The sequence below is a fragment of the Herbaspirillum frisingense GSF30 genome (assembly GCF_000300975.2).
Lineage (GTDB): Bacteria > Pseudomonadota > Gammaproteobacteria > Burkholderiales > Burkholderiaceae_D > Herbaspirillum > Herbaspirillum frisingense.
The window spans coordinates 1-26,956 of record NZ_AEEC02000026.1 but is presented as its reverse complement, the minus strand read 5'-3'; the positions used below and the strand labels follow the sequence as shown (position 1 = coordinate 26,956).

Genomic DNA, 26,956 nt, shown 5'->3' with positions numbered 1-26,956 from the left:
CCGGGCAGCGGCCCTTGACATGCATGGCTCAATGAAACAAGCGGACCACAAAATCTACCTCGCCTCGAAAAGCCCGCGCCGCCGCGAACTGCTGCGCCAGATCGGCATCGATTTCGAACTGATGCTCTCGGACAAGGAAGTCGACGAAAGCGTATTGCCCGGGGAAGCCCCGCTGGACTACGTCGCCCGCGTCACCCGCGCCAAGCTCGACAGCGCCCAGCAGACCATGATGCTGCGCCAATTGCCGCACCGGCCGCTGCTGTCGGCCGATACCACCGTGGTGGTGGACGACCTGATCCTGGGCAAGCCGGCCGACCATGACGAAGCGGTGCGCATGATCACCCTGCTCTCCGGCCGTACGCACCAGGTCCTGACCAGCGTGGCCGTGGGCGTGACGCTGGGCGTGGAAACCGAGGTCTGGCAGATCGTGCAGCAGTCCGACGTCAGTTTCGCGCCGCTCACCGCCGAGGCCATCGCCGCCTACTGCAATACCGTCGAACCCTACGACAAGGCCGGCGCCTATGGTATCCAGGGTCTGGCGTCGGTGTTCATCAGCAATATCGTGGGCAGCCATTCCGGTATCATGGGACTGCCGCTATTCGAGACGGCTCAACTACTACAACAAGCGGGCGTTCGAATCCTATGAGCGAAGACATCCTCATCAACATCACGCCGCAGGAGACGCGGGTTGCGCTGATCCTGCAAGGGGCCGTGCAGGAGTTGCACATCGAGCGCACCCTCTCGCGCGGCCTGGCCGGCAACATCTACCTGGGCAAGGTGGTCCGGGTGCTGCCGGGCATGCAGTCAGCCTTCATCGACATCGGTCTGGAGCGCGCCGCCTTCCTGCACGTGGCCGACATCTGGGAAGCCCGTCCGCACGATGGCCAGAACGCGCCTGCCATCCCCATCGAGAAACTGCTGCACGATGGCCAGACCATCACGGTACAGGTGATCAAGGACCCGATCGGCACCAAGGGTGCGCGCCTGTCCACGCAGATCTCCATTGCCGGGCGCATGCTGGTCTACCTGCCGCAGGACAAGCACATCGGCATTTCCCAGCGTATCGAGAACGAAGCCGAGCGCGAGCTCTTGCGCAGCAAGGTGCAAGCCCTGCTGCCGGCCGAGGAAAAAGGCGGCTTCATCATCCGCACCATGGCCGAGGATGCTTCCGACGCCGACCTGCAGATGGACGTCGAATACCTGCGCACCACCTGGGCCACCATCACCAAGCAGGCCAAGACCAAGCCGGCGCCCACGCTGCTGCATCAGGACCTGTCGCTGGCCCAGCGTGTGCTGCGTGACTTCGTGTCCGACCAGACTGCCACCATCCAGGTCGATTCACGCGAGAACTTCCACATGCTGCAGGAGTTCGGCGCCATCTATACCCCCTCGGTGCTGCCCAAGCTGATGCACTATCGCGGCGAGCGTCCGCTGTTCGACCTGTATGGCGTGGAAGAGGAAATCGAACGCGCCCTGGGACGTCGGGTGGACCTGAAGTCGGGCGGTTACCTGATCGTCGACCAGACCGAGGCGATGACCACCATCGACGTCAACACCGGCAGCTTCGTCAATGGTCGCAACTTCGACGACACCATCTTCAAGACCAACCTGGAAGCGGCACATGCCATTGCCCGCCAGCTGCGGCTGCGCAACCTGGGCGGCATCATCATCCTGGACTTCATCGACATGGAGAGCACGGAGCACCGCCAGGCGGTGCTGGCCGAACTGGGCAAGGCGCTGCAACGCGACCGCACCAAGATCTCGGTGTCGGGCTTCTCCACGCTGGGCCTGGTAGAGATGACGCGCAAGCGCACCCGCGAATCGCTGGCCCATATCCTGTGCGAGACTTGCCCGGCCTGCAAGGGGCGCGGCCAGGTCAAGACGCCGCGTACGGTGTGTTACGAAATCCTGCGCGAGGTCATGCGCGAGGCCAAGCAGTTCAACCCCCGTGAATTCCGCATCCTGGCCTCGCAGGTGGTGGTGGACATGTTCCTCGAAGAAGAGTCGCAGCACCTGGCCATGTTGGGGGACTTCATCGGCAAGCCGGTGTCACTGCAGGTCCAGAGCGATTATCAGCAGGAGCAGTACGACATCATCCTGATGTGATCCGGCCCCAGGTCGCCCGGCGCGGACGGGCGCAACACGTATCGCAGAATTGCCGGGCACCACGCCCCGGCGCAAGGCGATGGCCGCAGCGCATCGATTACAATGCGCACTTCGCGGCCCGCCTGCGCGTTCTTTCGCTTTCCATGCCCACCTATACCTCACTGGCTGTCTTCCTGCTGTCGGCAATTTCGCTGGTCATCGCAAGCGGTTTTTCCCTGGGTGCGGGGATGCTGGTGCTGGGTGCGACGGTATTGTTGCGGCCCGCCTCTCCCCGCCTCCGCCTGGCAGCTCCGGATTACCTGTTCATCGCCGCCCTGGGCTTCTATTTCCTGTTGCATGTGGCCCTGAACCTGATACATCACGCACCGGGGCGGGAATACGATGCGCCCTTGCGCTTCCTGCTGGCGATCCCGGCACTGCTGCTGCTGTGCACGTTCCCGCCCCGGCCGGGCGCGCTGTGGTCGGGTGCGGCGGTCGGCGCCATCGGCGCCGGGCTGTTGAGTCTGTGGCAATGGCTGGCCTGGGGCATGGACCGTCCGGGCGGCAGTACCAATCCGATCCAGTACGGCAACATCAGCGCGCTGCTGGCGGTACTGTCGGCCCATGGGCTGGCGCGTGCGCTGGCGCTGGGCCACGGGCTGCGCTGGAAACTGCTGCATGCCACCGGCGTTCTGATGGCCCTGGTCGCCACGCTGCTCAGCGGCAGCCGCGGCAGCTGGCTGGCCCTGCCCTTCTGCGCGATCCTGGCCGCATACCTGCTGATACGTGCCGGCCAGGCCCGGCGCCTGCTCAAGCCAGCCGTGCTCGCTCTGGCCGCACTGGCGGTACTGGCGCTGCTACCCCATTCGCCGCTGACCGCACGCTACCGGCAGGCCGTGAGCGAGGCCGGCGGTTACCTGCAACACGCCGATGCCCAGTCCTCGGTGGGCGCGCGCCTGGAGATGCTGCGTGTGGGGCTGTACCTGGCGCCCCGCCACCTGCTGCTGGGCTTCGGCAAGGAAGGCATGATGCAGGCCAAGCAGCACATGGTCGAGGAAGGACTGGCATCGACCTCGGTGGCAGAGCATACCCACCTGCACAATGAATACCTGGATGCCCTGGTCAAACATGGCATCCCCGGCTTGCTGGCCGTGTTGATGCTGTACCTGCTGCCATTGCGGCTGTTTGCCGGGCGGGCCGTCCCTGGCAGGAGCATCGAGGCTCGTATGGCCGCCGGCGCCGGCATGATGCTCATGCTGAGTTATCTGGCCTTCGGGCTGACCCAGGCTTTCCTGACACACAACAATGGCGTGATGATGTTCGCCTTCCTGGGGGTCATCCTGTGGTCATTGGCACGGCAACAGCCTGCTGGACCGGCGAACACGGCATAATCTCACCTTTTCGTTACCCGCATTACCTGCACGCAAGGATTCTCCCGATGCTGTCCTACAACATGAAACGCCTGGCGGCCCTGCACTTGCCCTACAAGAAGCGGCTGGCCGTGGCATTCATCGCCATGATCGTCACCGCCGCCACCGAACCGGTGGTGCCCTACATCTTCCAGGTGCTGCTGGACAAGGGCTTCGTGGGCAAGCCGACCTTCTCGCTCTGGCTGGTGCCGGCGGCGGTGATCGGCATCTTCTTCATCCGCGGCATCGCCACCTTTACCAGTTCTTACATGATGACCTGGGTGTCCACCCGCATCCTCAACGAACTGCGCCGCCAGATGTTCGCCCGCATGCTGGACCTGCCGGTGCAGTTCTATGCCACCAATACGGTGGGCAAGGTGATCAATTCGATGATGTTCGAAGTGCAGCAGATCATCGACATGGTGACCAAGGTCTTCACCTCCATCCTGCGTTCGGCACTGACCGTGCTAGGCCTGCTGGCCTGGCTGCTGTACCTGAACTGGGTGCTGACCATCGTCACCCTGGTCCTGCTGCCGCTGGTGACCATCGTGGTGCGCACCACCGGCAAGCGCCTCAAGAAACTGAACCGTGATTCACTCAACGTCAACGCCGAGATGACCCAGGTCATCGAGGAAACCACCCGCGCCCAGCAGGTCATCAAGATCTTCGGCGGCCAGGACTACGAGAAGGAGCGCTTCCATCGTCGTGCCGAGAACCTGCGCAGCTACACCATGCGCATGACGGCCGCCTTTGCCTCCACCGTTCCCATCACCCAGCTCATGACCGCCACCGCGGTGGCGATCGTCATCGTGATGGCCCTGATCCAGTCCGGCAACGGCCAGATCACCGTGGGCGGCTTCGTCTCCTTCATCACCGCCATGCTGATGCTGCTGGCACCGTTGAAGCAGCTGGCCGAAATCAACGGCCCCCTGCAACGCGGCATGGCCGCTGCCGAAGAAGTCTACAACCTGATCGACAAGACCACCGAACGCACCACCGGCCAGCCACTGACCGCACGCGCGACCGGCAAGCTGGACTTCGTCGATGTCAGCTTCGCCTATCCGGGCCACGAGCAACTGGCGCTGAAGAACCTCAACCTGCAGGTCGAAGCGGGCGAGACCATCGCCTTCGTGGGCATGTCCGGCGGTGGCAAGTCCACCCTGGTGAGCCTCATCCCCGGCTTCTATTCCAGCACCTCGGGTGAAATCCTGCTCGACGGCCGCCCCATCGAAACCATCTCCCTGCCCAGCCTGCGCCAGCAGATCGCGATGGTGAACCAGAACACGGTGCTCTTCGATGACACCCTGGCCGCCAACATCGCCTATGGCGACCCCAGCCCCGACGCAGCGCGCGTGGCCGCAGCCGTCGAGGCCGCGCACCTCAACGATGTGGTGGCGGGCTTGCCGGAAGGCCTGCAGACGCGTATCGGTGACAACGGCTCGCGCCTGTCCGGCGGTCAGCGCCAGCGTGTAGCCATTGCCCGCGCCATCTACAAGGATGCGCCCATCCTGATCCTGGACGAAGCCACCTCGGCGCTGGATACCGAGTCCGAACGCGCCGTGCAGGCGGCGCTGGATCGCCTGATGCAGGGCCGCACCACCTTCGTCATCGCCCACCGCCTGTCCACCATCGAACGTGCCGACCGCATCGTGGTGCTGTCGCACGGACAGATCGTCGAAGTGGGCAACCACCAGGCACTGCTGCAGAAGGAAGGGGTCTACGCCAACCTGTACCGCCTGCAGTTCTCCCAGCAACAGGAAGCCTCCGTCTGAGCATGCCCATGCAAAACTGCCTGATCCCCGCCGACCTGCTGAAGAAATCCGACAAGATCCTCTTCATCGCCCATCTGGCCCTGGGCGACTTCACCTATCTGCAGAATTTCTTCAAGGCTTTCGCCGCGCAGAATCCGCATCTGAAGGTCCACCTGTGGGTCGATGAAGTGCGCCGCACGGCTGACGCCAGCCAGTGGCCGCACCTGAAGAAGTATTCGCTCTACGACTGGACGGCCGCCTGCTCCTTCTTCGACAAGGTCTACACCCGCACCTACAGTCCGGAGCTGTATCGCGCCTCCATCGCCGAGGCGCGTGGCGAGCACTATCCCATCGTGGTATCGCTGGCGACCCTGCGCCCGCACCTCTACGCCGGTCTGGCGCGCGAGATCAGTCCGGAAGGCTGGGTGGTCGGCATGCGCAAGAAGGTCTCGCTGTTCCAGCCGCATCATCTGCTGGCCTACCGGCAGCTGGATGCCGAGATGCCGAGCTACCGCAGCAACGATCCGGAGCATCACATCAGCGATGTGTATGCCTTCTGGTTCCGTCAGTTGAGTGGACTGGAGGTCAAGGACGAGGCGCGGTTCCCGTTCGTGGACATCCCGCTGCAATGGCACCAGTATGCGCAGGAGCAACTGGTGCGCTGGCAATTCGCCGCACGCAGCGGCAAGCTGGTGTTCATCAATCCCTACGCCAAGACCAGGAAGCGCTGCTGGACGCTGGAACAGGTGGCCGCGCTGATCCAGGCCATGCAGGCGCGCGAGGGCTGGCAGGATGCCTGCTTCATCGTCAACGCGGTACCGCAGGAACTGGCCAATGCGCGCGAGGTGATCGGCCGCTACCAGCTGCAGCGCACGCAACTCTTCAGCGCCGAAGAGAACTTCTTCCAGTTGCCGGCCATGCTGGCTGAATGCGACCTGATCATCTCGGTGGAGACGGCCGTGATGCACCTGGCCAACGCAGTACGCGTGCCGGTGATCGCCCTGATGCGGCAGAAGAATCCGGAATGGGTACCGGTCGATCGCGCCAACAGCGTCGTCATCACCGCCCCGGGCCGCCGCGACTGGGTCAAGGCGGTCAGCGTCGAACAAGTCATGAAAGCCATCTGATGAACGTCCCAAGCCAAGCAGAAATCCAGGCGCAGCCCGGTAACGGCAAGCCCTCCTTCCACATTGCGTTTTGCGTGGACAACAATTATTTCCGCGCCATGGGTGGCACCATTGCTTCCATCGTGGCCAATAATCCGGGGCAGCATTTCACCTTCCACGTGCTGGCCTTCGAAGTATCGGAAGACCATCAGCGGCGCCTGAAGCAGCTTGAGTCGATGTATCGGGTCAAGACCGAACTACACCTGCTGGACCTGAACGATTTCACCCAGTTCTCGCACTTCCTGGGCCATTCGCATTATTCGCTGTCGATCTTCACACGCCTGGTGATCCCCACCGTGCTGGCCGAGGCGACCGATCGCGTGCTGTATCTGGACGCCGACATCCTGTGCTTCAACCGCGTCGATGAACTGGTGGACATGGATATCTCCAACGACATCGCAGTGGTGGTACCGGACGCGCCGGTGACGCTGCAACGTCGGGTGGCGGCACTGGGACTGGCACACAACGAATATTTCAACGGTGGGGTGATCTTCATCAACATCCGCAAATGGCTGGCCGAAGACATCACGCCCAAGACGCTGGAAGCGCTGCTGGACAGCAAGACCGACATGCGTTTCAACGACCAGGACGCGCTCAACATCGTCCTCAACGGCCGGGCGCGATATCTGTCACCGAAATGGAACTACCTGTACGACCTGATCCACGACCTCAACGTCAACAAGTTCGCGCTCAAGCCGGTGGGCAAGGCCATCTTCGTGCACTTCGCCGGTGCCGTGAAACCATGGGCGGCATGGAGCCGGCATGAGGCCTGCGACCTGTTCCGCCGCTACCTGGACATCTCGCCCTGGACCGACATGGCACTGGACCAGGAGCCGCGCAACACCAAGGAACTGCGCATGCATTCGCGCTTCATGTACCGCCAGGGACGCCCGCTGGAGAGCCTGAAGTGGTATGTGCGCTATCTGCGCAAGCGCCGCGCCCGCTAAACTCGCCCACCAAGAAGAACAGACTCACTTTCGTTCCTGCCATGCCGATCACCAGCAAGCACATCCTCATCAGTCGTACCGACAACATCGGCGATATCGTCCTGACCCTGCCGATGGCAGCGCGCCTGAAAGGACTCAACCCCGGGGTCAGGATCAGCATGCTGTGCCGCCGCTATGCGGCCGACGTGGTGCGCTATTGCGACGACATCGATGACGTCGTGGAAGAAGAGGATGTGGGCGAGAAGCTCTATGGTTTCCTGCGTGCCAGCGACATCGACACCGTGATCCTGGCCCAGCCCAACCGCGACCTGGCCAAGGCCGCCTTCTTCGCACGGGTGAAGCACCGGATCGGCAATGCGCGGCAGAAGGTATACCAGCTGATCTACTGCAATGACAGGGTGCGCTTCAGCAAGGGCTTGTCCGAGAACCACGAGTCACAGATCAACTTCGAGTTCCTGCGCCCCTATGGCGACAGCCATATTCCGACTCGCGAACAGATTGCCGACAGCTATCATTTTTCGATTCCGGTTGACGCCGGGATCGCGGCAGAGTTTGCGCCCCACGCGTTCAACCTGATCCTGCACACCAAGTCCAACGGCCACGGCCGCGAATGGCCGGTAGAGCGCTATACGGCGCTGGCACAGACACTGCAACAGCAACCTGGGCTGCGTATCTGGCTCACCGGCAGCGCCGACGAAGGAAAGTGGCTGGAGCAGCATGCCGGCGCCCTGCTGGCTCTGCCGCACGTGGTCAATACCTGCGGCACGATGAGCCTGGCGCGGTTGACGCAATTCATCGCTCAGGCCGACGGCCTGATTGCCAGCGGTACCGGTCCGCTGCACCTGTCGGCAGCGATCGGTCAGCGTACCCTTGGCCTGTTCCCCCCGACGCGCCCCATGCACCCCGGTCGCTGGGCGGCACTGGGCAAGCGCGCCAGCAATCTGTGCACCGATCAACCGTCCTGCCAGGGCTGCGAAAAACTGCGCATCATGACCTGCGATTGCATGCTCGCCATCAGCGTGCAGAGCGTGCTGGACATCGTCCAAGGCTGGATCGCCGACCGACAGGCATCGCCGCAATAGCGGCTGACCAGCGCGGCTAGGCGTTCGCGGGCAGGCCGGCCGAAGCCTGCTTGCACCGCCCTATCGCGCAGAAGAAGATGGCCAGGTTGATCGTGTAGAAGCCATTGAGGATCACCCAGAAGAACATCACATCGGTAAAGTCGAATACCCAGTAGCCCAGGCACAAAGCCACGCCCATGGCGGCGTAGGTCCTTACCTTCACGTCGGCGTGCCCCAGTTCCCGCCAGAACATCACCAGCGGGACCAGGTAGGTCAGCACCCAGGCCACCAGGCCGCCAGTCCCCCACAGCGCCATCTGGAACAGCATGCCATTGTGCGAGTGCGGAAGCTCGGCCACGGCGTTGGAGATCTCTCCCTTGTCGGCCAGGCGATGCAGTTCCGGCTTGAATCCTTCCCGCCCCACGCCGAATCCAGGATGCTCGCGATAGAGCTGCCAGGAACCGAGCCAGATCTGCAGGCGCTGGCCCACGGAAGTTTCGCGGTCACTGCGATCGGAATACGCCTGGATGTCATCACCGATGTCGTAGATGCGATGCTTCACCATGTCGCTGGAGAGCATGGCAACGCCCACCAGTACCAGCGGCAGCAGCAGGATCAGCATCTTGCGCATCATGCTCAGTTGCTTCAGATACAGAATCAGGAAGACCGCATAGAACGGCAGCACCAGCCAGGTGCCGCGGGTCTTGACCATGAAGGTCACGCCCAGGGCCAGGACGATGGCCACGATGCGCAAGCCGCGCTGCAAGGTCGACATCGGCAGTTGCAGTGACAATAACAGCCAGGTGCCGATGAGCATGGCCGCGTTCGAAAACGCAATCCCTGCCATGAAACCCAGGCTGCCGGAATTGGGCAGGCTGCCGCCATCGGTGATCATCCAGGCCTTGGCGAAACACAGGACGCAGGCCAGCATCCAGGCCCATGGCAGCCAGTCCAGCGCCATATCGGTCACGCGCCAGACCGCCAGGAACACCATCACGAAGAAGGCCAGCCGCAATGGGCGGTCATAGTCACGGAAGGTGAAGTGCCCCACACCCACCTGATGGATCAACACTGCCAGGGCCGGCAGGGCCATGACGATGAAGAGCACTTTCATCGATGGCAGTTGGGCTTGCCACCCGGGCGTCTGGTGGCGATAGACGAACAGGGTCACGATGCCCAGGAGGACCAGCAAAAACAGACTGGCATTGGACAGGTTGGGCAACACCAGGCCTAGCGAAGAAAAGGCCAGAAGGACGGCGAGCGACGGCAGCCGACACGAGGAAATCTGCATGGTAATTATGTTGTTTTATGTGACTGGGACCCGACAGACTAGTATTCGACCACCACCGCCTCCTTGCCGAACGACGCCACCAGGGTCGATTGCAGGCTGTCACTGGGATTGACACGCCAGGCGTCGCCCAGCACCACCTCGCAGGCCGCATCGGATTGCTGGTAGCGCATCACGAAGGGCAGGCCCTGCTCCTGGCGGTGTGCCGACAGCGTGTCCCGCAGCTGGTTGGGATCAACCGCCTTGTTCAGCGACACCACCATGCGCACGCCATATTGGATACGCGCCGCGCCCAGGTCCATGACCTTGTCGGCGGCCACCCGCAGGCCACCATTGAAGCGGTCTTCCGAGACCTTGCCCGAGACCACCAGCAACTCATCTTCCTTGATGAGATGCTTGAAGGGTTCGAAGAGTTCGTTGTAGATGGTGGCTTCGATCACGCCGGTGCCATCGTCGAGCGTGCAGATCACCAGCTTGCCGCGCTGGGTCATCTGCACCCGCACGCCGGTGATGATGCCGGCCAGGCTGCGCGGCTCCCAGGAGGGTTCCAGGCTGGCGATCTTGGTGCGTACGAAGCGGCGCACTTCCTTTTCATAGGCCGAGAACAGGTGACCGGAGAGATAGAAGCCCAGCGCGCCCTTTTCCTCGGTCAGGCGCTGCTTGTCGCTCCAGGGCGGCACTTGCACGTATTCCAGCGGGGCTTCCAGGTCGCTGTCGTCGCCGCCGAAGAGGCTGACCTGGTTGGCCGATTTCTCGGCCTGCTCGGCGCTTTCCCAGGCCAGGTTGACCGAGGCTTGCAGGATGGCGCGATCGACCTTGAAGCAGTCGAAGGCGCCGGCACGGATCAGCGAATCGATGGTGCGACGGTTGATCTGTTTCTTGTCCACCCGCTTGGCGAAATCGAACAGGTCCTTGAAGGGGCCGCTCTTGCGTGCTTCCAGGATGGCTTCGATGGCATTCTGCCCGGCGCCCTTGACCGCGCCCAGACCGTAGCGGATCTGGGTCGCCTTCTTGCCGGGCTCGCCCACCGGCATGAAGCGGTAGTCGGACTTGTTGATGTCCGGCGGCAGGATGGCCAGCTTGCAGATGTCGATCGCATCTTCGATCAGGATCTTGACCTTGTCCGTGTCTTCCATGGCCAGCGACAAGTTGGCGGCCATGAACGCGGCGGGGTGGTGGGCCTTGAGGTAGGCGGTGTAGTAGGACAGCAGCGCGTAAGCGGCCGCGTGCGACTTGTTGAAACCGTAGCCGGCGAACTTTTCCATCAAGTCGAAGATCTCGTCGGCCTTGGCCTGGTCCAGCCCGTTCTTGGCCGCGCCTTCGCGGAACAGCTCACGGTGCTTGGCCATTTCCTCGGCCTTCTTCTTGCCCATCGCCCGGCGCAGCAAGTCGGCGCCGCCCAGCGAGTAGCCGCCGATCACCTGCGCCATCTGCATCACCTGCTCCTGATAGACCATGATGCCGTAGGTCTCGGAGAGAATGTCCTTGGTACGCGGGTCGGGATAGTCGAAGGCTTCGCCGTGCTTGCGTTTGCAGAAGTCGGGAATCAGGTCCATCGGGCCGGGACGATACAGCGCCACCAGGGCGATGATGTCCTCGAAACGGTCGGGGCGTGCGTCCTTCAACATGCCTTGCATACCGCGGCTTTCCAGCTGGAACACGGCGACCGTCTTGGCCTTGGTCAGCAGTTCGTATGAGGGCCGGTCGTCCAGCGGCAGCTTGGCTAGGTCGAACTCGGCCATGGCCGGGTCCAGCATGCGGATGTAGCGCACCGCGCGATCCAGGATGGTCAGCGTGGTCAGGCCGAGGAAGTCGAACTTGACCAGGCCGACGGCTTCGACGTCGTCCTTGTCGTACTGCGATACCACGCCGGAGTCGCCACCCTGCGTGTAGAGCGGGCAGAAATCGGTGAGCTTGCCGGGGGCAATCAGCACGCCACCGGCGTGCATGCCGATGTTGCGGGCGATGCCTTCGACCTGCTGGGCCAGGCCCATCAGCTGCTTGACCTCTTCTTCGTTCTCCAGCCGCTCCTTCAGCAGCGGCTCTTCCTCGATGGCATCGGCCAGCGTGACCAGCTTGCCCGGCTTGAAGGGAATCAGCTTGGAAATGCCGTCGCAGAAGTTGTAGCCCAGGTCCAGCACGCGACCCACGTCGCGTACCGCGCCCTTGGCCGCCATGGTACCGAAGGTGGCGATCTGCGAGACCGCCTCCTTGCCGTAACGATCCTTCACATATTGAATCACCCGGTCGCGGCCTTCCTGGCAGAAGTCGATGTCGAAGTCGGGCATGGAGACGCGTTCCGGGTTCAGGAAGCGTTCGAACAGCAGGTTGTAGCGCAGCGGGTCGAGGTCGGTGATCAGCAGGCAGTAGGCCACCAGCGAGCCGGCACCCGAGCCCCGGCCGGGGCCGACCGGCACGCCATTGTTCTTGGCCCACTGGATGAAGTCGGCCACGATCAGGAAGTAGCCCGGGAACTTCATCTTGATGATGGTGTTGTTCTCGAACTCCAGGCGCGCTTCATAGCGGGCACGCTCTTTTTCGCGCTCGGCTTCGTTGGGGAACAGTTCCTTCAGGCGCACTTCCAGCCCGGCCTTGGTCTGGGCCACCAGGAAGTCGTCGATGGTCATGCCGTCCGGCGTGGGGAAGTCCGGCAGTTGCGGCTTGCCCAGCTGCAGCACCAGGTTGCAGCGCTTGGCGATTTCGACGGTATTGGCAATCGCCCCCGGCAGGTCGGCGAAAAGCTCGGCCATCTCGGCCTGCGACTTGAAGTACTGCTGTTCATTGAAGCGCTTCACCCGGCGCGCATTGGCCATGATCTCGCCTTCGGCGATGCAGGTGCGGGCTTCGTGGGCGATGAATTCTTCCGGGCTCTGGAACTGGACCGGATGGGTAGCCACGCAGGGCAGGCCCAGCCTGGCGCCCAGGGCCACGCTCTGGCGCACCTGTACATCCATGTTGGGTTGGCCGGCACGCTGCAGTTCCAGGTAGAAGGCACCCGGGAAGATATCGGCCCAGCGGCGGGCGCATGCTTCGGCCTGGGCCAGGTTGCCGTTGTCGATGGCCTGGCCGATGTCGCCCAGACCAGCGCCGGACAGGGCGATCAGGCCATTGCCACCTTCCTGGTGGCGCAGCGCCTCCAGCCACTCCATGCGCACTTCGGCGCGGCCCTTGTACTGGTTGTTCAACCAGGCCTGGGACAGGACTTCACATAGCTGCAGGTAGCCATGACGGCTCTTGATCAGCACCAGCAGCCGGAACGGCTTGTCGCGATCGGCGTCGTTGGTGATCCACAGGTCACAGCCGGCAATGGGCTTGACACCCTTGCCACGCGCTTCCTTGTAGAACCGCACCATGCAGAACAGGTTGGAGAGATCGGTCACCGCCAGAGCGGCCTGGCCATCCTTGGCAGCGGCCTTGACGATGTCGTCGATGCGCACCAGGCCGTCGACGATGGAGTACTCCGAGTGCATTCGGAGATGAACAAATTGCGGGGTAGTCATAGGACGACATTTTACCGGAGCTTGGGATGCACTTCGGCTTTGCGAGACCAGCTTTTCACAGGAATTCAACTGCCTGTGAACAATTTACACAAATCTGCTCGAAATATTGCTAGAAGCCGCCTTGATCTGCATCAGAGAAGCGACATCCAGCCGGGCAGGCGCCGGCAAATTGCTGCGAACGCCTGGGCCGCGCGTATATAATGCTGACAATTCAAAGACTTAGAGCTGAGTAACGAACCATGCAGTCCCCCGATACACCCTACGTCAACATCGCCGCCTACAAATTCGTCAGCTTCGACGATACCGCTGAAAAGCGTCCCGAATTCCTCGCGTTTTGCCAACAACACAACTTGCGTGGCACGGTGATCCTGAGCCCGGAAGGCATCAACCTGTTCCTGGCCGGCCTGCGGCCGGACATCGACGCCTTCCTTGCCTGGCTGCGCGCCGATCCGCGTTTCGCCGACCTGATCGTCAAGGAAAGCTATTCCGAGAAGCAACCGTTCACGCGCATGCTGGTGAAACTGAAGGCTGAAATCATCACCATGAAGCATCCGCTGATCAAGCCCGAGCTGGGCCGGGCGCCCTTCGTGGAACCCAGGGAGCTCAAGCGCTGGCTGGACCAGGGCCATGATGACGAGGGCCGTCCGGTGGTGATGGTCGATACCCGCAATGGCTTCGAGGTCGATGTCGGCACCTTCGAGAACACGGTCGACTACCGCATCAGCAAGTTCACCGAATTCCCCAAGGTCATCGAGGACCACAGGGCCGACTTCGAAGGCAAGACCGTGGTCACCTTCTGCACCGGCGGGATCCGCTGCGAAAAGGCCGCCATCCACATGCAAAACATCGGCTATGACCATGTCTACCAGCTGGAAGGCGGCATCCTGAAGTATTTCGAGGATGTCGGCGGCGCCCACTACAACGGCGACTGCTTCGTCTTCGACTACCGCACCGCCCTGAGCCCGGAACTGAAGGAAACCCAGACCGCCCAGTGCTTCGCCTGCCGCGCCGTGGTCACGCCACGCGAGCAGTTGTCGCCAGACTATGTGCCGGGCAAGTCCTGCCCGCATTGCGCTTCGGCGCAGCGCAAGGGTGAAGAAACACAGGAAACCGCGTCCGCCCAGGCCTGATCGCCCGTCCTGCAGCAATGAAAAAGCCGGCCCCAGTGAACTGAGGCCGGCTTTTTTGCGTCCGCCGTGGCGGTTGCTGGATGCTTCCTGCTGCTTACTTCTTGAACTTGGCTGCGGTTTCCACCACGCGTGCACCGAAGAGCTTGGCGGTTTCCAGGTCGCCCGGCAGCGGGCCTTCTTCCGGCGAGGAATCCGACGGGCTTTGCGCCATCAGGCCCGAGAAGGAACCGACGAAGTTGATGTCGTTGCGTTGGGCAGCCTTGCTGTTCGATGGCATCAGGCCGGTGCCGACCCAGATCATGCTGTGCTGCATGCCCAGGGTGAACAGGTAGTGCAGGGTCGAGAGCTTGTCGCCGTTCATGGTCGCCGAGTTGGTGAAGGCGGCACCGACCTTGTCCTTCCACTTCTGGCTGAACCAGGGCTTGGAGGATGCGTCGGCAAACTTCTTGAACTGCCAGGACACGGTACCCATGTAGGTCGGCGAGCCGAAGATGATGGCGTCGGCCGCATCCAGGCTGGCCCACTGCGCGTCGGTGATGGTGCCTTCGGCACTGATGGCGATGAGTTCGACATCGGCGCCGGCAACGCCAGCAGCGCCGGCCTGCACGGCTTCAGCCTGCTTCTTGGTGTGGCCGTAGCCGGAATGGTAGACGATGGCAACTTTGGTCATGACGGGTATTCCTTCTCTAGAGAGTGAAGTGACACGGTGGAAAATCCGCCGGTGTGATCGGTACCGGCGGGCAATGCGACTACGGGACTACAGAATCATGGGGCTGCCGCAGCAGACACCCGAATCCATCAGCGCGGCAGGTCGAACAACAGGACTTCCGCCTTGTCGCCGTCGCTGATCTCGATGCGGTCGACCGCACTGAGCTTGACGGCATCGCCGGCTTCCAGGGCCTGGCCGTTGACGCTGACCTTGCCACGGGCCACGTGAATATATCCGAGGCGGCCTTGCGGCAAGGCATAGTCGGCACGCTGGGCACCGTCGAACAGGCCGGCATACAGCTGGGCGTCCTGATTCAGGCTGACCGAACCATCGCGACCGTCGTCGGAAGCCACCAGGCGCAACTTGCCATCCTTGTCGGCGGCCGAGAAATGCGCCTCCTGGTAGCCAGGATCGGCACCGGCGCGGTCCGGCATGATCCAGATCTGCAGGAAGTGGGTGGTACCGTCCTGGGAGTGGTTGTACTCCGAGTGCCGTACCCCGGTGCCTGCGCTCATGCGTTGTACGTCACCCGGACGGATCACGCTGCCGTTACCCATGCTGTCCTTGTGGGCCAGCTCGCCTTCGAGCACGTAGGAAATGATCTCCATGTCGCGGTGGCCGTGCGTACCAAAGCCCTGGCCAGCGGCCACGCGGTCCTCGTTGATCACGCGCAGCGGGCCGAAACCCATGTGCTTGGGATCATAGTAATCCGCGAAGGAAAAGCTGTGATACGAATCCAGCCAACCGTGGTTGGCGTGGCCACGATCGTTCGCTTTGCGAAGTTCCATCATGTCAACACCTCTTTCTGAAGTAACGTACAGACCGGAAGTGGTTTGTACAAAATGTTTGTCGATGGCGTCACTATAGTGGCTAACTTTTCCCGAGATAAGGTCTAAAATCCGTAGTGTTCATTCAAAAATTTTAAACAAGGGAAAGCGACGTGAACCTGACCCTGGAATCCCTGCTGATCCTGGACATGATCGACCGCAAGGGCAGCTTTGCCGCCGCCGCCGTGGCACTGGACCGCGTGCCCTCGGCGCTGACCTACAGCGTGCGCAAGCTGGAAGACGATCTCGACGTGCTGCTGTTCGACCGCCGTGGCCATCGAGCCCAGTTGACACCGGCCGGGCTGCAATTGTTGCAGGAGGGCCGGCACCTGCTGCTGGCCGCCAGCGACCTGGAACAGCGTGTCAAACGCACCGCCACCGGCCGCGAGACCGAGCTGCACATCGTGCTCAACAGTCTGATCCCCTTCGACAAGATGCTGCCCATCATCGAAGCCTTCGATCGCGAACAATCCGGCACCCGCCTGCGCTTCACGCCCGGGGTATTGACCGGCGCCTGGGAAAAGCTGATCGAAGGCCGCGCCAACCTGGTCATCGGGGTGACCCTGGATGGGCCGGAGGTCGTGCGCACCAGTGGCCGCTTCCAGATGCAGGAACTGGGCGCCGTGGACTGGGTATTCGCGGTAGCGCCGCAGCACCCGCTGGCCACCGCCGACGAGCCCTTGTCGGCCGAGCTGGTACGCAGCCACCGCGCCATCGCCGTGGGGGACAACAGCCAGTCGCTGCCGACCCTGACCATGGGCCTGCTGTCAGGCCAGGAAACCCTGACAGTGGCCACCGTGGCCGACAAGCTGCAGGCGCAACTGGCGGGCCTGGGCTGCGGCCACCTGCCCCGCATCTGGGCGGCGCCCTACCTGGCCTCGGGGGCGCTGGTCGAAAAACAGACCCTGGCCGCCAAACCCAACGACAATTTCATGGTGGCCTGGCCCAAGGCTGAACAGGGCAAATCGCTCAAATGGTTCATCCAGCACCTAGCCCAACCGCAGGTACGTGCATCGCTGATCGGGCCGGTCGCCGCGCCGGAGCCAATGTGAGCGCCTGCGCCTACGTCGGCCGCTTCGCGCCCTCCCCGTCCGGGCCGCTGCACGCCGGTTCGCTGGTGGCTGCACTGGCCAGCTACCTGGATGCACGCGTCCACGACGGACGCTGGCTGCTGCGCATCGAGGATATCGACGAAACACGCACCGTGCCGGGTGCTGCCGATGACATCGTGGCGACCCTGGCGGCGCTGGACATGCATGCCGACGGCCCGGTACTGGTCCAGAGCCAGCGCAAGGCGCGTTACCAGCTGGCCCGGGAGAAGCTGGGCACGATGGTGTATCCCTGTGGTTGCAGCCGCAAGGAAATCGCCGATTCGCGAGTGGGCACTGCCAGTGACGGCGCCGCCATCTATCCCGGCACCTGCCGCCACGGCCTGGCACCGGGCAAGCAGGCCCGCACCCTGAGGCTACGCGTGCCGGATGCCGGGCAGCCTGGGGAACGGGTGCAGTTCGAAGATCGCTGGCTGGGGCCGCAGACGCAGCACCTGGCCTCGGAGGTGGGGGATTTCGTATTGCAGCGAGCCGATGGCTTCTGGGCCTATCAGCTGGCGGTGGTGGTGGACGATGCCGAACAGGGCGTGACTGACGTCGTGCGCGGGGCCGACCTGCTGGACTCGACGGCACGGCAGATCTACCTGCAAGGCTTGCTGGGCTATCCGACCCCGCGCTACCTGCATGTACCGCTGCTGGTGAATGAGACGGGGGAGAAGTTTTCCAAGCAGAACGGCGCGCAGGCACTGGACCTGGGACAGCCACTGCAACAGTTGCAGCAGGCCGCTGCTTTCCTCGGACTGGCCAGCGAAACAGGCCAGGTCCGCGACCGGGAAGGATTCTGGAATGGCGCGCTCACCGGCTGGCAAGCGCGTTTCGGCTCGCGCTGAAAGAAGCGCTCAGCGCTTGGGCATGCCGCCCAGCAGGGCGGCCACCTTGGGCTTGGGACGGTTGTTCTTGGGCAATTCCGGCTTGGTGGACACGGTTTCGACGGCGCTGGGCTCGTAGGGCTTGAGGAACCAGGGATCGACCTTCTCGCGACGCGGTGCAGCGGAATAGCCATCGCGGCTGCTGCGGCTGCGTTCGCCGCGGTCGCTACGATCACCACGGTCACTGCGCTCGCCACGGTCGGCGCGCTCGCCGCGTTCGCTCCGATCGCCACGATCACTGCGTTCACCGCGTTCATGACGCGCGCGGGGAGCAAAACCAGCCAGCTCGGCACGTTCGAATTTCTTCTTGATCAGCTTCTCGATGTCGGTCAGCAGACGGTCGTCCTTGTCGCAGAACAGCGAGATGGCGTCGCCCGAGGCACCGGCACGACCGGTACGACCGATACGGTGCACGTAGTCTTCGGCGTTGTAGGGCAGATCGTAGTTGATCACACAGGGCAGCTCGGCGATATCCAGGCCACGTGCAGCCACGTCGGTGGCCACCAGCACTTCGATCTGGCCCTGCTTGAAGGCTTCCAGCGCGGCCATGCGCTCGCCCTGGGTCTTGTCGCCGTGGATGGCGGAGGCCTTGACGCCTTCGGCCAGCAGGGTACGCGCCAGGCGCGATGCGCCGATCTTGGTGTTGGAGAAGACGATCACTTGCTTCAGTTCGCGCTGGCGAATGATGAAGCTCACTGCATCGGCCTTGGCCGCCTCATCCACCTTGTAGATGGTCTGTGTGACGTTTTCGGCGGTGGCGTTGCTGCGGGCCACTTCGATGGTGACCGGGTTGTTCTGGAAGCTGGCGGCCAGCTTCTTGATTTCCGGCGAGAAGGTGGCCGAGAACAGCAGGTTCTGGCGCTGCTTGGGCAGCAGGTTGATGATGCGCTGCAGGTCCGGCAGGAAGCCCATGTCCAGCATGCGGTCGGCCTCGTCCATCACCAGGATCTGGGTCTGCGACAGGTTCACCGTCTTCTGCTGCACGTGGTCCAGCAGGCGGCCCGGAGTGGCGATGACGATTTCCACGCCGGCGCGCAGGATGGCGGTCTGCGGCGACATGTCTACACCACCGAAGACCACGGTGGACCGCAGCGGAGTGAAGCGGCAATAGGCGGCCACGTTGTCGGCCACCTGGTCAGCCAGCTCGCGGGTGGGCGTCAGGATCAGGGCGCGCACCGGGTGGCGGGCCGGTGAAGCGCTGTGGCTGGCGTGTTGCAGCAGGCGCTGGATGATGGGTAGCGAGAAGCCGGCGGTCTTGCCGGTACCGGTCTGGGCAGCGCCCATCACGTCCCGGCCTTGCAGCACCACAGGAATGGCCTGGGCCTGGATCGGGGTGGGATGGACATAGCCTTGCTCGGCCAGGGCTTTCAGGATATCGGGCGAGAGGCCGAAATCTTCGAAGCGGACGGCGGGTGCAGCCGGTGCTGCGGACGCGGACGTGGTGTCGGACATGGTTTATTGCGAACGGTGCGACAGCGCCGCGGCAGCCGCCAGGCGGCTCCGGTGCATGGGGTGCATGCGCACGGGTTCTGATTGCTTTCTGTGTTGATGTGTTACGGGCGAACCGGCCAAACCTGAGCGGCCGGGCGCTTCGGATGATGCAAAAGATGCTGACCGGGACGACGACCTGCCACGCCCGGAACTCCCTATTATACGCCGCATCGCCAATCGCTTCATGACAGTTTGGTTTCCGCCCCGACCCGCCGGGGCCGGCAGGCCGGAAACCAGGTCAAACAGCCGCCCGCAAGAACCGGCTGGCGCAGCGGTACGAAGGCTTAGCCGATGGTGATGTTGATATCGGGCAAGCCGTCGACATGCCCCTGCAGGCGATCGCCCTTGACCACCGCGCCCACCCCTTCCGGCGTGCCGGAGAAGATGATGTCTCCCGGGAACAGCTCGACAAGACCCGACAGGTAGGAAATGGTCTCGGCCACGCTCCAGATCAGGTCCGACAGGTCGCCTTGCTGGCGCACTTCGCCGTTGACCTTGAGCCACACCGCGCCGCGCTCTGGATGGCCGGACTGGGCTACCGGCACGATCGGTGCGCAGGGTGCGGACTGGTCGAATCCCTTGGCCATGTCCCAGGGGCGGCCCAGCTTCTTGGCCTGCGCCTGGATGTCACGGCGGGTCATATCCAGGCCGACGGCATAGCCGTAGACCAGATCCAGCGCCTGTTCCACCGGGATATCGCGACCACCCTTGGCCAGCGCCACCACCATCTCGATCTCGTGATGGTAATCGGCGGTAGCGGCCGGATAGGGCAGCACGGAGTCGGTCGGCACGATCGCATCAGCCGGCTTCATGAAGAAGAATGGCGGCTCACGGTCCGGGTCATGGCCCATTTCGCGGGCGTGGGCGGCATAGTTGCGACCGACGCAATAGATGCGGCGGACCGGGAATGGAGCACCACCCACCACGGGGATCGTGGTCTGGGCGGGTGCGGGGATGGCGAAACTCATCGGGAAGACTCCGTAGTGGCGTGATCGTTGTGGCGCAATACCTGCATGAGCACAAATGAAGATAAGCGGTCGATGCCGGCTTGCGTCGACCGTCAGTTGTCTGACGTCGTCCTAGTGTAAAAGAAAAGCCACATTGCCGCTTGCGGCGACCCAAGCAGCCGCAAGGAAGATATAGGCGGCAATTCCACCTGTAATCCGCTGGATAAATCGGAATGAATTTGGGACACTTGCTGCACGCTCAGGCCGGCCACGCCGCCTGCCCCCTTTTCTCTCCCGAACCAATCCATGCGTCAGCAAGCCAATCCTTCCCTCATCCTGCTGCAAAAAGCCCTCGCGCTGCATCAAAAAGGCGATCTGGCGCCGGCCGAGGAGCTGTACAAGAAAGTCCTGCTCAAGCTGCCCCGGCATTTCGAAGCCAATTACCTGTATGGCATGCTCAAGCTGCATCAGGAAGACTGGGCCGCCGCCGAGGCGCAACTGGCGAAGGCCATCGACCTCAATCCCGGCCACCTGGATACCTACTTCGACCACGCAGGGGCGCTCGAACAACTGGGCCGGGACGAGGAAGCCGTCGCCCGCTACGACCACCTGATCGCCGCCAAACCTGATTTTCCCGACGCCTTGCTGCGGCGTGGTACAGCCTTGCGGCGTCTCGGACGTTCCGCCGAAGCCCTGGAAGACTTCGCGCGGACGCTGAAGATGAACCCGGACAATCCCGATGCCTGGTTCCAGCAAGGCAATGCGCAGCACGACCTGTTTGCCTACGCCGACGCACGCCAGTCGTATAGCTCGGCCCTGACCCTGCGCCCGGACTTCATCGAAGCCTGGTTCAACCTCGGCAATACCTGCAAGGACAGCTACCTGCTGGAAGAAGCCCTGGCCGCCTACGACCGCGCACTCACGGTAAAGCCTGATTTCTACCAGGCGCTGTCCAACCGGGGCTATGTCCTGGTGCAGCTGCAACGCCCGCTGGAAGCGCTGCAAGCCTATGACCAAGCCCTGGCGCTGGACGATAGCTCGGCCGACCTGTGGTTCAATCGGGGCTCGACCCTGGAAACCCTGCGTCGCTTTGACGAGGCCACCGACTCCTATGATCGCGCCCGCCAATTGAATCCAGACGCCTCCTCCGCGCCGTGGAACGACGCCCTCATGCAATTGCTGCAAGGGGACTACCAGAATGGCTGGCGCGCCTACGAGGCGCGCTGGTACACCGAACAGATGCAAGGTCAGTTGCGCCACTTCACCGAGCCGCTCTGGCTGGGCGATTTTTCGCTGGAGGGAAAGACTATCCTTCTGCACGCCGAACAGGGCTTTGGCGACACCCTTCAATTCGTACGGTACGTGCCGCTGGTGGCGGCCATGGGTGCGCGCGTGATCCTGGAAGTGCAACCTGCCCTGGTCAAGCTGCTGGGCAATGTCCCCGGGGCGGCGGAGGTCATCAGCAGCCAGCGCTTCATGCGCCCGGCCTTCGATGTGCACTGCCCATTGATGAGCTTGCCGCTGGCGTGCCAGTCATTCAGCGAAGAAGACATTCCGCGCGCGCCCTACCTGTTGCCTGACGCCAGTGCCTGGAGCGACTGGGCGCAACGCCTGCCGCACAACCGCGCCCTGCGCGTGGGACTGGTCTGGGCCGGCAGTTCGGCGCAAACCCATCCGGACGCCGTGCGCATCGACGGTCAACGATCGCTCCCCTTCGATGCGCTGGCACCGGTGGTGGAACTGGCACGCGAGCACGCTCAGCTGGAATTCTATTCGGTGCAGGTCGGCGACACGGCGCTGGCCCAGTTGCACAGCCATCCGCTGGCCAGCCACGTCAAGGATTGCTCTGGAGCACTGCGTGACTTCGCCGACACCTCGGGGCTGCTCGCCCATCTGGACCTGCTGATCAGTGTCGACACCTCGGTATGCCACTTGGCCGGCGCCCTGGGCAAGCCGGTGTGGCTGCTCAATCGCGTCAATACCTGCTGGCGCTGGCAGCTGGACCGTAGCGACACCCCCTGGTATCCCTCCTTCACGATCTTCCGCCAGACCCAGACGGACGACTGGAACGAGGTCATTGCCCAGGTCCGCTCAGCACTCCAACAACGCCTGACCCAACACTGATACCATGCGCGCCGTCGCGGATGGACGACCATCCGTCGGAACCTGGCGCGCCGGTCTGCCTCATACCCTTCAGGCAGGCCTCAATGACCCGATGCATTCCGACCGGCGGCGACGCCCTGCGTGCTGCCGCCCCTACGGAACGAAGACAACAAGGACAACCCTATGCAAACCGGAGCCCCCTCTCCTTCTACTTCCAAGGCGCAGGCCGACGGGCCGCGCTTGTTGGCCGATATCGGTGGCACCAATGCCCGCTTCGCGCTGGAAACGGCACCAGGCCGCATCGAACAGGTACAGGTGCTGCGCGGTGCCGACTATCCGGAATTCACCGATGCCGTACAGGCCTATCTCCAGCTGGCAGGCCAGCCACCGGTCCGGCACGCCGTGGTGGCCATCGCCAATCCGGTACAAGGCGACCAGATCAAGATGACCAACCACGACTGGGCCTTTTCCATCGAGGCTGCACGGCAATTGCTGGGGCTGGACCTGCTGCTGGTGGTCAATGACTTCACCGCGCTTTCAATGGCGGTCCCGCAATTGCGCGCCGACGAGCTGCAGCAGATCGGTGGCGGTGCGCCCAAGAGTGGTGAGCCGATCGGCCTGGTCGGCGCTGGCACCGGGCTGGGTGTGGGCGGTCTGGTCCGCGGTGACGGCCACTGGTTGCCGCTGGCCAGCGAAGGCGGGCATGTGGCCTTCGCCCCGGCCAATCCGCGTGAAGCGGCGGTGCTGGCCTATGCCTGGCAATTCCATGAGCACGTATCGGCGGAGCGCCTGGTGTCCGGCCCGGGTCTGGAGTTCATCCATCGCGCCCTGCTGGCCATCGACGGCCATCCCGCTGCCGAGTTGAAGGCGGCTGACATCGTGGAAGGTGCGCTCCAGCAAGGCGATGCCATCTGCCGCGAAACGGTGGACCTGTTCTGCAGCATGCTGGGTACGGTGGCAGCCGACTTGGCGCTGACGCTGGGTGCGCTCGGCGGTATCTATATCGGTGGCGGCGTGGTTCCACACCTGGGGGATTATTTCGCCCGCTCACCCTTCCGGGCGCGCTTCGAGAACAAGGGGCGTATGTCGGTCCTGACCCAGGCCATTCCGACCTATGTGATCACGGCGGAGTATCCGGCTTTCACGGGCGTGTCGGCCATCCTGGCAGATCGCCTGGACGCCCGCCGATAGCGAGTATCCAACATGCAGGCCGCCGCACATGGAGCGGCGGTGTAGTCTCTTTGGAAGGGGGGGACTTACAGAAAGCCGTCATGACGAACATAACGGCTGAGATGAGATCAAGAGGCGAGCCTTGTCTGCGGCACTTGTGGGAAATAGCTGTGGCTGCTTCGTTCCCGACCTGACCAGGTTGACCATGCCACAATGCGCAGGGGCCCGCCGGGGAGCATTGTATCCCAATTCACATCACCCCGGCCAGCTAATTCATTGCACCGCATCAGAAACTGCAAGGCCGCGCAAGTGCGTCAACAATGTGCGCGGCCTCCGGATGCTGATCCACTGCTTCAGTGACGCCGGCACATCAGATGCCGAGATCCTTCCAGATGGTATCGACGCGTTTCTTCACCTCATCGCTCATCACGATCGGCGTTCCCCATTCGCGATTGGTTTCGCCGGGCCACTTGTTGGTCGCATCGATGCCCATCTTGCTGCCCAACCCGCTGATGGGCGAGGCGAAGTCCAGGTAATCGATCGGCGTGTTATCGACGAGGACGGTATCGCGTACCGGGTCCACACGCGTGGTGATGGCCCAGATCACTTCCTTCCAGTCGCGGATGTCCACATCCTCATCCACCACCACGATGAACTTGGTGTACATGAACTGGCGCAGGAAACTCCACACCCCGAACATCACCCGCTTGGCGTGGCCGGCATAGGACTTCTTCATCTGCACCACCGCCATGCGGTAGCTGCACCCTTCCGGCGGCAGGTAGAAATCGGTGATCTCGGCGAACTGCTTCTGCAGCAGCGGCACGAACACTTCATTCAAGGCCACGCCGAGCACGGCCGGCTCGTCAGGCGGCTTGCCGGTATAGGTGGAGTGATAGATGGCATCGCGTCGCATGGTGATGCGGTCGATGGTGAAGACCGGGAACCAGTCCTGCTCATTGTAGTAACCGGTGTGATCACCATACGGACCTTCCAGCGCGTGCTCGAATCCGGATGCATGTTTTTCGTCCGGATAGATATGCCCTTCCAGCACGATCTCGGCCGAGGCCGGCACGCGCAACTCGCTGCCCATGGCCTTGACCAGGTCGGTGCGACTGCCGCGCAGGAGACCGGCGAACTGGTACTCCGAGAGGTTATCCGGCACCGGTGTGACTGCTCCTAATATAGTAGCCGGGTCGGCACCCAGGGCAACGGCCACCGGATAGGGTTTTCCGGGGTGCGCGATGCAGTGTTCGCGGAAATCCAGCGCACCACCGCGATGGGCCAGCCAGCGCATGATGACCTTGTTCGGACCCAGCACCTGCTGGCGATAGATGCCCAGATTCTGACGCTTCTTGTGCGGCCCCTTGGTAATGACCAGCCCCCAGGTGATGAGCGGTGCAATATCGCCAGGCCAGCAGTGCTGGATCGGCAGGCGCGACAGGTCCACGTCCTTGCCTTCCCACACCACATCCTGGCACGGTGCCGAGCCGCGCTCCTTGGGCGCCATGTCCCACAACGACTTCACCAGCGTGCCCAGATCCAGCACATCCTTGATGCCCTTGGGTGGCTCCGGCTCCTTCAGACGCGCCAGCAGATGGCCGATGCGGCGCAATTCACTGATGCTTTCGGCCCCCATACCGAGTGCGACGCGATGAGGAGTACCGAAAAGATTCGCTAAAACGGGGATATTTTTCTGATCAACCTGCTCAAAAAGGAGCGCCGGACCTTCGGCTCGCAGGGTGCGATCGGCGATTTCGGTCATCTCCAGATGCGAGGAAACCGGGTGCGCGACCCGTTTGAGCTCCCCTTTTTGTTGCAACTGGGAAATAAAGTCACGCAAATCAGTGTATTTCATACTTTTTAACAAATTTCTTTTTGCATCACAGCCGGCTCAACTATCCCCGGCAAACGCTTGATTCTATTGATTTTTGAAGGAAGGCCACGTTGAATATGATACACAAAAGTTATAAAGAACTAATTTCATAGTATTGACTCGATATAAAGTGGCTTCTACAATTCGCCCACTCTAAACCGAAGAGGTGAGCCGTGGGCTCGTAGAGGCTTGAAACAAAACAGTCAAGCCAAGCAAGGTATCCAGGGATCCGGGGTCCCAGCAACTCAAGAAGTGTGTCCAGGGCGTCAGCCCTACCCCCCGAAACATGCCATCCGACGGCAGGGCCAGCAGGCCTCGCGGATGGCCTTGCCGTAACGCCTTGCGACGGTAACGTAATAGATTGCAGCGACGACAGTTCAGCCGTTTGGTCTTCACTTCTTGGCCAGGCGCGCCCTGTTTTTGCCGCAATAATGCAGGAGGTTCAATGTCCAACCAAGCTTCCGAGGCGCCTTTATCAGGCGTCCCGCAGGTGCTTCGCCGCGTGAATTTCCGGAATCTCTCCGGCAACTCGCGCATTGCTCAATTTTTCGGCATCGCCCATCGTGTTCTGACGATACTCGGCATTGCCGCGCTGTTCGTGCTGGGCCTGATGTTCTTCAATCCGGACCTGGCCGACAAGCTGATCAGCATGTCCCCCTTCTCCGATGCCACGGAAGAAGTCCAGCAAGCCGACGCCCCGGCCACCCCGGGTCTGGCCGAACTGATGTCGCCCACGGCACCCGTGGCTCCTACCACCGCCCTGGCAGGCGTGATGGCGGCCGATACGGTGCAGCCTGCGCCGATCACCCCGCTGGCAGCGCAGAACCTGTCGGCCGAAGATCGCCAGCTGCTGGGCAACCCGCGTCAGCAGAAGCTGGTCACCAACTGGCTGGCCAAACGCTATCGCGTGGCCAGTGACGCTGCCGACATGCTGGTGTCGGCCGCCTACCTGACGGCCCGTGACATCAAGCTCGATCCGCTGCTGATCCTGTCGGTGATCGCCATCGAATCGCGCTTCAACCCCTTCGCCGAGAGCCCGATGGGTGCGCAGGGACTGATGCAGGTGATGGCCAAGGTGCACCACGACAAGTTCCAGGAGCTGGGCGGCATCAAGGCAGCCCTCAATCCGGTCGCCAACATTCGCGTCGGTTCGCAGATTCTGAAGGAATATGTCACCCGTGGCGGCTCCGTCGAAGCAGGTCTGAAGAGCTACGTCGGCGCGGCCGATATGGCCAACGACGGTGGTTATGGCATCAAGGTATTGTCCGAGTACCAGAACCTGAAGCAGGTCGCGATGGGCAAGAACATCTCCATCTACACCACGGCAACCGTCAAGCTGCCGCCGGCCTCGGGTGTGGCCGCCAGCGCCGAGCAGCCCAAGCCGGCCAACAACAACGTGGCATCGGCTGCCAAGCCGAAGGCGGAAGAACAACTCGCTGCCCTATAAGGGCCAGTGCGTTGCGATTTGGATATTACCGGTATTCAGAACGCAAAAAAGGAGCCCTCGGGCTCCTTTTTTTT

General features: G+C 62.7%; 20 protein-coding genes and 1 other RNA gene. 13 read left to right on the top strand and 8 right to left on the bottom strand.

Annotated elements, in window-relative coordinates:
- Positions 1–31 precede the first annotated feature (31 nt).
- The 7 genes from HFRIS_RS17035 to HFRIS_RS17005 all read left to right on the top strand — a co-directional run bounded on the left by HFRIS_RS17035 (position 32) and on the right by HFRIS_RS17005 (position 8,440).
- The gene (locus HFRIS_RS17035) at positions 32–646 is read left to right on the top strand and encodes a Maf family protein (protein WP_006464667.1); all 615 of its coding nucleotides are present in this window, start codon (positions 32–34) and stop codon (positions 644–646) included.
- Positions 643–2,106, top strand: a complete 1,464-nt coding sequence (gene rng / locus HFRIS_RS17030; RefSeq protein WP_006464666.1) for a ribonuclease G — start codon at positions 643–645, stop codon at positions 2,104–2,106. Before HFRIS_RS17035 ends, rng begins: the two co-directional genes overlap by 4 nt.
- A gap of 143 nt (positions 2,107–2,249) precedes the next feature.
- Entirely contained in the window at positions 2,250–3,476 is a 1,227-nt protein-coding gene (locus tag HFRIS_RS17025) for an O-antigen ligase family protein (protein ID WP_006464665.1), read from the top strand.
- A gap of 47 nt (positions 3,477–3,523) precedes the next feature.
- Positions 3,524–5,266 (top strand): lipid A export permease/ATP-binding protein MsbA, encoded by a 1,743-nt coding sequence (msbA, locus tag HFRIS_RS17020; protein WP_006464664.1) that lies wholly within the window; start codon positions 3,524–3,526, stop codon positions 5,264–5,266.
- 8 nt (positions 5,267–5,274) lie between these two features.
- Complete coding sequence (locus HFRIS_RS17015) at positions 5,275–6,372, top strand: glycosyltransferase family 9 protein (protein WP_152486717.1); 1,098 nt, start codon at positions 5,275–5,277, stop codon at positions 6,370–6,372.
- A complete protein-coding gene (locus tag HFRIS_RS17010; protein WP_006464662.1) occupies positions 6,372–7,358 on the top strand; it encodes a UDP-glucose--(glucosyl) LPS alpha 1,3-glucosyltransferase WaaO in 987 nt (328 codons plus the stop codon). Before HFRIS_RS17015 ends, HFRIS_RS17010 begins: the two co-directional genes overlap by 1 nt.
- A 41-nt stretch (positions 7,359–7,399) precedes the next feature.
- Positions 7,400–8,440, top strand: a complete 1,041-nt coding sequence (locus HFRIS_RS17005) for a glycosyltransferase family 9 protein (protein ID WP_006464661.1) — start codon at positions 7,400–7,402, stop codon at positions 8,438–8,440.
- Positions 8,441–8,456: 16 nt separating this feature from the next.
- On the opposite strand, the gene HFRIS_RS17000 is transcribed toward HFRIS_RS17005, so the two are convergent.
- Complete coding sequence (locus HFRIS_RS17000; protein WP_006464660.1) at positions 8,457–9,710, bottom strand: O-antigen ligase family protein; 1,254 nt, start codon at positions 9,708–9,710, stop codon at positions 8,457–8,459.
- 38 nt (positions 9,711–9,748) lie between these two features.
- The gene (gene dnaE, locus HFRIS_RS16995; protein WP_006464659.1) at positions 9,749–13,207 is read right to left on the bottom strand and encodes a DNA polymerase III subunit alpha; all 3,459 of its coding nucleotides are present in this window, start codon (positions 13,205–13,207) and stop codon (positions 9,749–9,751) included.
- A gap of 239 nt (positions 13,208–13,446) precedes the next feature.
- Between dnaE and HFRIS_RS16990 the strand changes: the two genes are divergently transcribed.
- Entirely contained in the window at positions 13,447–14,337 is an 891-nt protein-coding gene (locus tag HFRIS_RS16990) for a sulfurtransferase (protein ID WP_006464658.1), read from the top strand.
- Positions 14,338–14,431: 94 nt separating this feature from the next.
- Here the strand turns inward: HFRIS_RS16990 and HFRIS_RS16985 are convergent, their stop codons facing one another.
- Complete coding sequence (locus HFRIS_RS16985; protein ID WP_006464657.1) at positions 14,432–15,007, bottom strand: flavodoxin family protein; 576 nt, start codon at positions 15,005–15,007, stop codon at positions 14,432–14,434.
- Positions 15,008–15,135: 128 nt separating this feature from the next.
- Positions 15,136–15,837 (bottom strand): pirin family protein, encoded by a 702-nt coding sequence (locus HFRIS_RS16980; RefSeq protein WP_006464656.1) that lies wholly within the window; start codon positions 15,835–15,837, stop codon positions 15,136–15,138.
- A 149-nt stretch (positions 15,838–15,986) separates the two neighbouring features.
- Between HFRIS_RS16980 and HFRIS_RS16975 the strand changes: the two genes are divergently transcribed.
- A complete protein-coding gene (locus tag HFRIS_RS16975; RefSeq protein ID WP_006464655.1) occupies positions 15,987–16,925 on the top strand; it encodes a LysR family transcriptional regulator in 939 nt (312 codons plus the stop codon).
- Entirely contained in the window at positions 16,922–17,812 is an 891-nt protein-coding gene (gluQRS, locus tag HFRIS_RS16970) for a tRNA glutamyl-Q(34) synthetase GluQRS (protein ID WP_006464654.1), read from the top strand. Before HFRIS_RS16975 ends, gluQRS begins: the two co-directional genes overlap by 4 nt.
- 9 nt (positions 17,813–17,821) lie before the next feature.
- Here the strand turns inward: gluQRS and HFRIS_RS16965 are convergent, their stop codons facing one another.
- A complete protein-coding gene (locus HFRIS_RS16965; protein ID WP_006464653.1) occupies positions 17,822–19,303 on the bottom strand; it encodes a DEAD/DEAH box helicase in 1,482 nt (493 codons plus the stop codon).
- A gap of 323 nt (positions 19,304–19,626) precedes the next feature.
- Positions 19,627–20,310, bottom strand: coding sequence for a fumarylacetoacetate hydrolase family protein (locus tag HFRIS_RS16960; RefSeq protein WP_006464652.1), 684 nt, complete (start codon positions 20,308–20,310; stop codon positions 19,627–19,629).
- 285 nt (positions 20,311–20,595) lie between these two features.
- Here HFRIS_RS16960 and HFRIS_RS16955 point away from each other — a divergent pair, with 285 nt between their 5' ends.
- Both HFRIS_RS16955 and HFRIS_RS16950 read left to right on the top strand, forming a co-directional pair.
- A complete protein-coding gene (locus HFRIS_RS16955; RefSeq protein WP_006464651.1) occupies positions 20,596–22,413 on the top strand; it encodes a tetratricopeptide repeat protein in 1,818 nt (605 codons plus the stop codon).
- A 162-nt stretch (positions 22,414–22,575) separates the two neighbouring features.
- Positions 22,576–23,583 (top strand): glucokinase, encoded by a 1,008-nt coding sequence (locus tag HFRIS_RS16950; protein WP_039876179.1) that lies wholly within the window; start codon positions 22,576–22,578, stop codon positions 23,581–23,583.
- A gap of 110 nt (positions 23,584–23,693) precedes the next feature.
- Here HFRIS_RS16950 and ffs read toward each other — a convergent pair.
- Positions 23,694–23,792, bottom strand: an RNA gene (gene ffs / locus HFRIS_RS24960) — signal recognition particle sRNA small type.
- A 140-nt stretch (positions 23,793–23,932) separates the two neighbouring features.
- Complete coding sequence (ubiD, locus tag HFRIS_RS16945; protein ID WP_006464646.1) at positions 23,933–25,417, bottom strand: 4-hydroxy-3-polyprenylbenzoate decarboxylase; 1,485 nt, start codon at positions 25,415–25,417, stop codon at positions 23,933–23,935.
- A gap of 463 nt (positions 25,418–25,880) precedes the next feature.
- Between ubiD and HFRIS_RS16940 the strand changes: the two genes are divergently transcribed.
- On the top strand, positions 25,881–26,882 hold the full coding sequence (locus tag HFRIS_RS16940) for a lytic transglycosylase domain-containing protein (protein WP_006464645.1): 1,002 nt from the start codon (positions 25,881–25,883) through the stop codon (positions 26,880–26,882).
- Positions 26,883–26,956 lie beyond the last annotated feature (74 nt).

What these genes read in the sequence shown, in the direction of transcription:
- HFRIS_RS17035 (WP_006464667.1), top strand. Translation starts at nt 32, where the DNA reads ATGAAACAAGCGGACCACAAAATCTACCTCGCCTCGAAAAGCCCGCGC.
- rng (WP_006464666.1), top strand. Translation starts at nt 643, where the DNA reads ATGAGCGAAGACATCCTCATCAACATCACGCCGCAGGAGACGCGGGTT.
- HFRIS_RS17025 (WP_006464665.1), top strand. Translation starts at nt 2,250, where the DNA reads ATGCCCACCTATACCTCACTGGCTGTCTTCCTGCTGTCGGCAATTTCG.
- msbA (WP_006464664.1), top strand. Translation starts at nt 3,524, where the DNA reads ATGCTGTCCTACAACATGAAACGCCTGGCGGCCCTGCACTTGCCCTAC.
- HFRIS_RS17015 (WP_152486717.1), top strand. Translation starts at nt 5,275, where the DNA reads ATGCAAAACTGCCTGATCCCCGCCGACCTGCTGAAGAAATCCGACAAG.
- HFRIS_RS17010 (WP_006464662.1), top strand. Translation starts at nt 6,372, where the DNA reads ATGAACGTCCCAAGCCAAGCAGAAATCCAGGCGCAGCCCGGTAACGGC.
- HFRIS_RS17005 (WP_006464661.1), top strand. Translation starts at nt 7,400, where the DNA reads ATGCCGATCACCAGCAAGCACATCCTCATCAGTCGTACCGACAACATC.
- HFRIS_RS17000 (WP_006464660.1), bottom strand. Translation starts at nt 9,710, where the DNA reads ATGCAGATTTCCTCGTGTCGGCTGCCGTCGCTCGCCGTCCTTCTGGCC.
- dnaE (WP_006464659.1), bottom strand. Translation starts at nt 13,207, where the DNA reads ATGACTACCCCGCAATTTGTTCATCTCCGAATGCACTCGGAGTACTCC.
- HFRIS_RS16990 (WP_006464658.1), top strand. Translation starts at nt 13,447, where the DNA reads ATGCAGTCCCCCGATACACCCTACGTCAACATCGCCGCCTACAAATTC.
- HFRIS_RS16985 (WP_006464657.1), bottom strand. Translation starts at nt 15,007, where the DNA reads ATGACCAAAGTTGCCATCGTCTACCATTCCGGCTACGGCCACACCAAG.
- HFRIS_RS16980 (WP_006464656.1), bottom strand. Translation starts at nt 15,837, where the DNA reads ATGATGGAACTTCGCAAAGCGAACGATCGTGGCCACGCCAACCACGGT.
- HFRIS_RS16965 (WP_006464653.1), bottom strand. Translation starts at nt 19,303, where the DNA reads ATGTCCGACACCACGTCCGCGTCCGCAGCACCGGCTGCACCCGCCGTC.
- HFRIS_RS16960 (WP_006464652.1), bottom strand. Translation starts at nt 20,310, where the DNA reads ATGAGTTTCGCCATCCCCGCACCCGCCCAGACCACGATCCCCGTGGTG.
- HFRIS_RS16955 (WP_006464651.1), top strand. Translation starts at nt 20,596, where the DNA reads ATGCGTCAGCAAGCCAATCCTTCCCTCATCCTGCTGCAAAAAGCCCTC.
- HFRIS_RS16950 (WP_039876179.1), top strand. Translation starts at nt 22,576, where the DNA reads ATGCAAACCGGAGCCCCCTCTCCTTCTACTTCCAAGGCGCAGGCCGAC.
- ubiD (WP_006464646.1), bottom strand. Translation starts at nt 25,417, where the DNA reads ATGAAATACACTGATTTGCGTGACTTTATTTCCCAGTTGCAACAAAAA.
- HFRIS_RS16940 (WP_006464645.1), top strand. Translation starts at nt 25,881, where the DNA reads ATGTCCAACCAAGCTTCCGAGGCGCCTTTATCAGGCGTCCCGCAGGTG.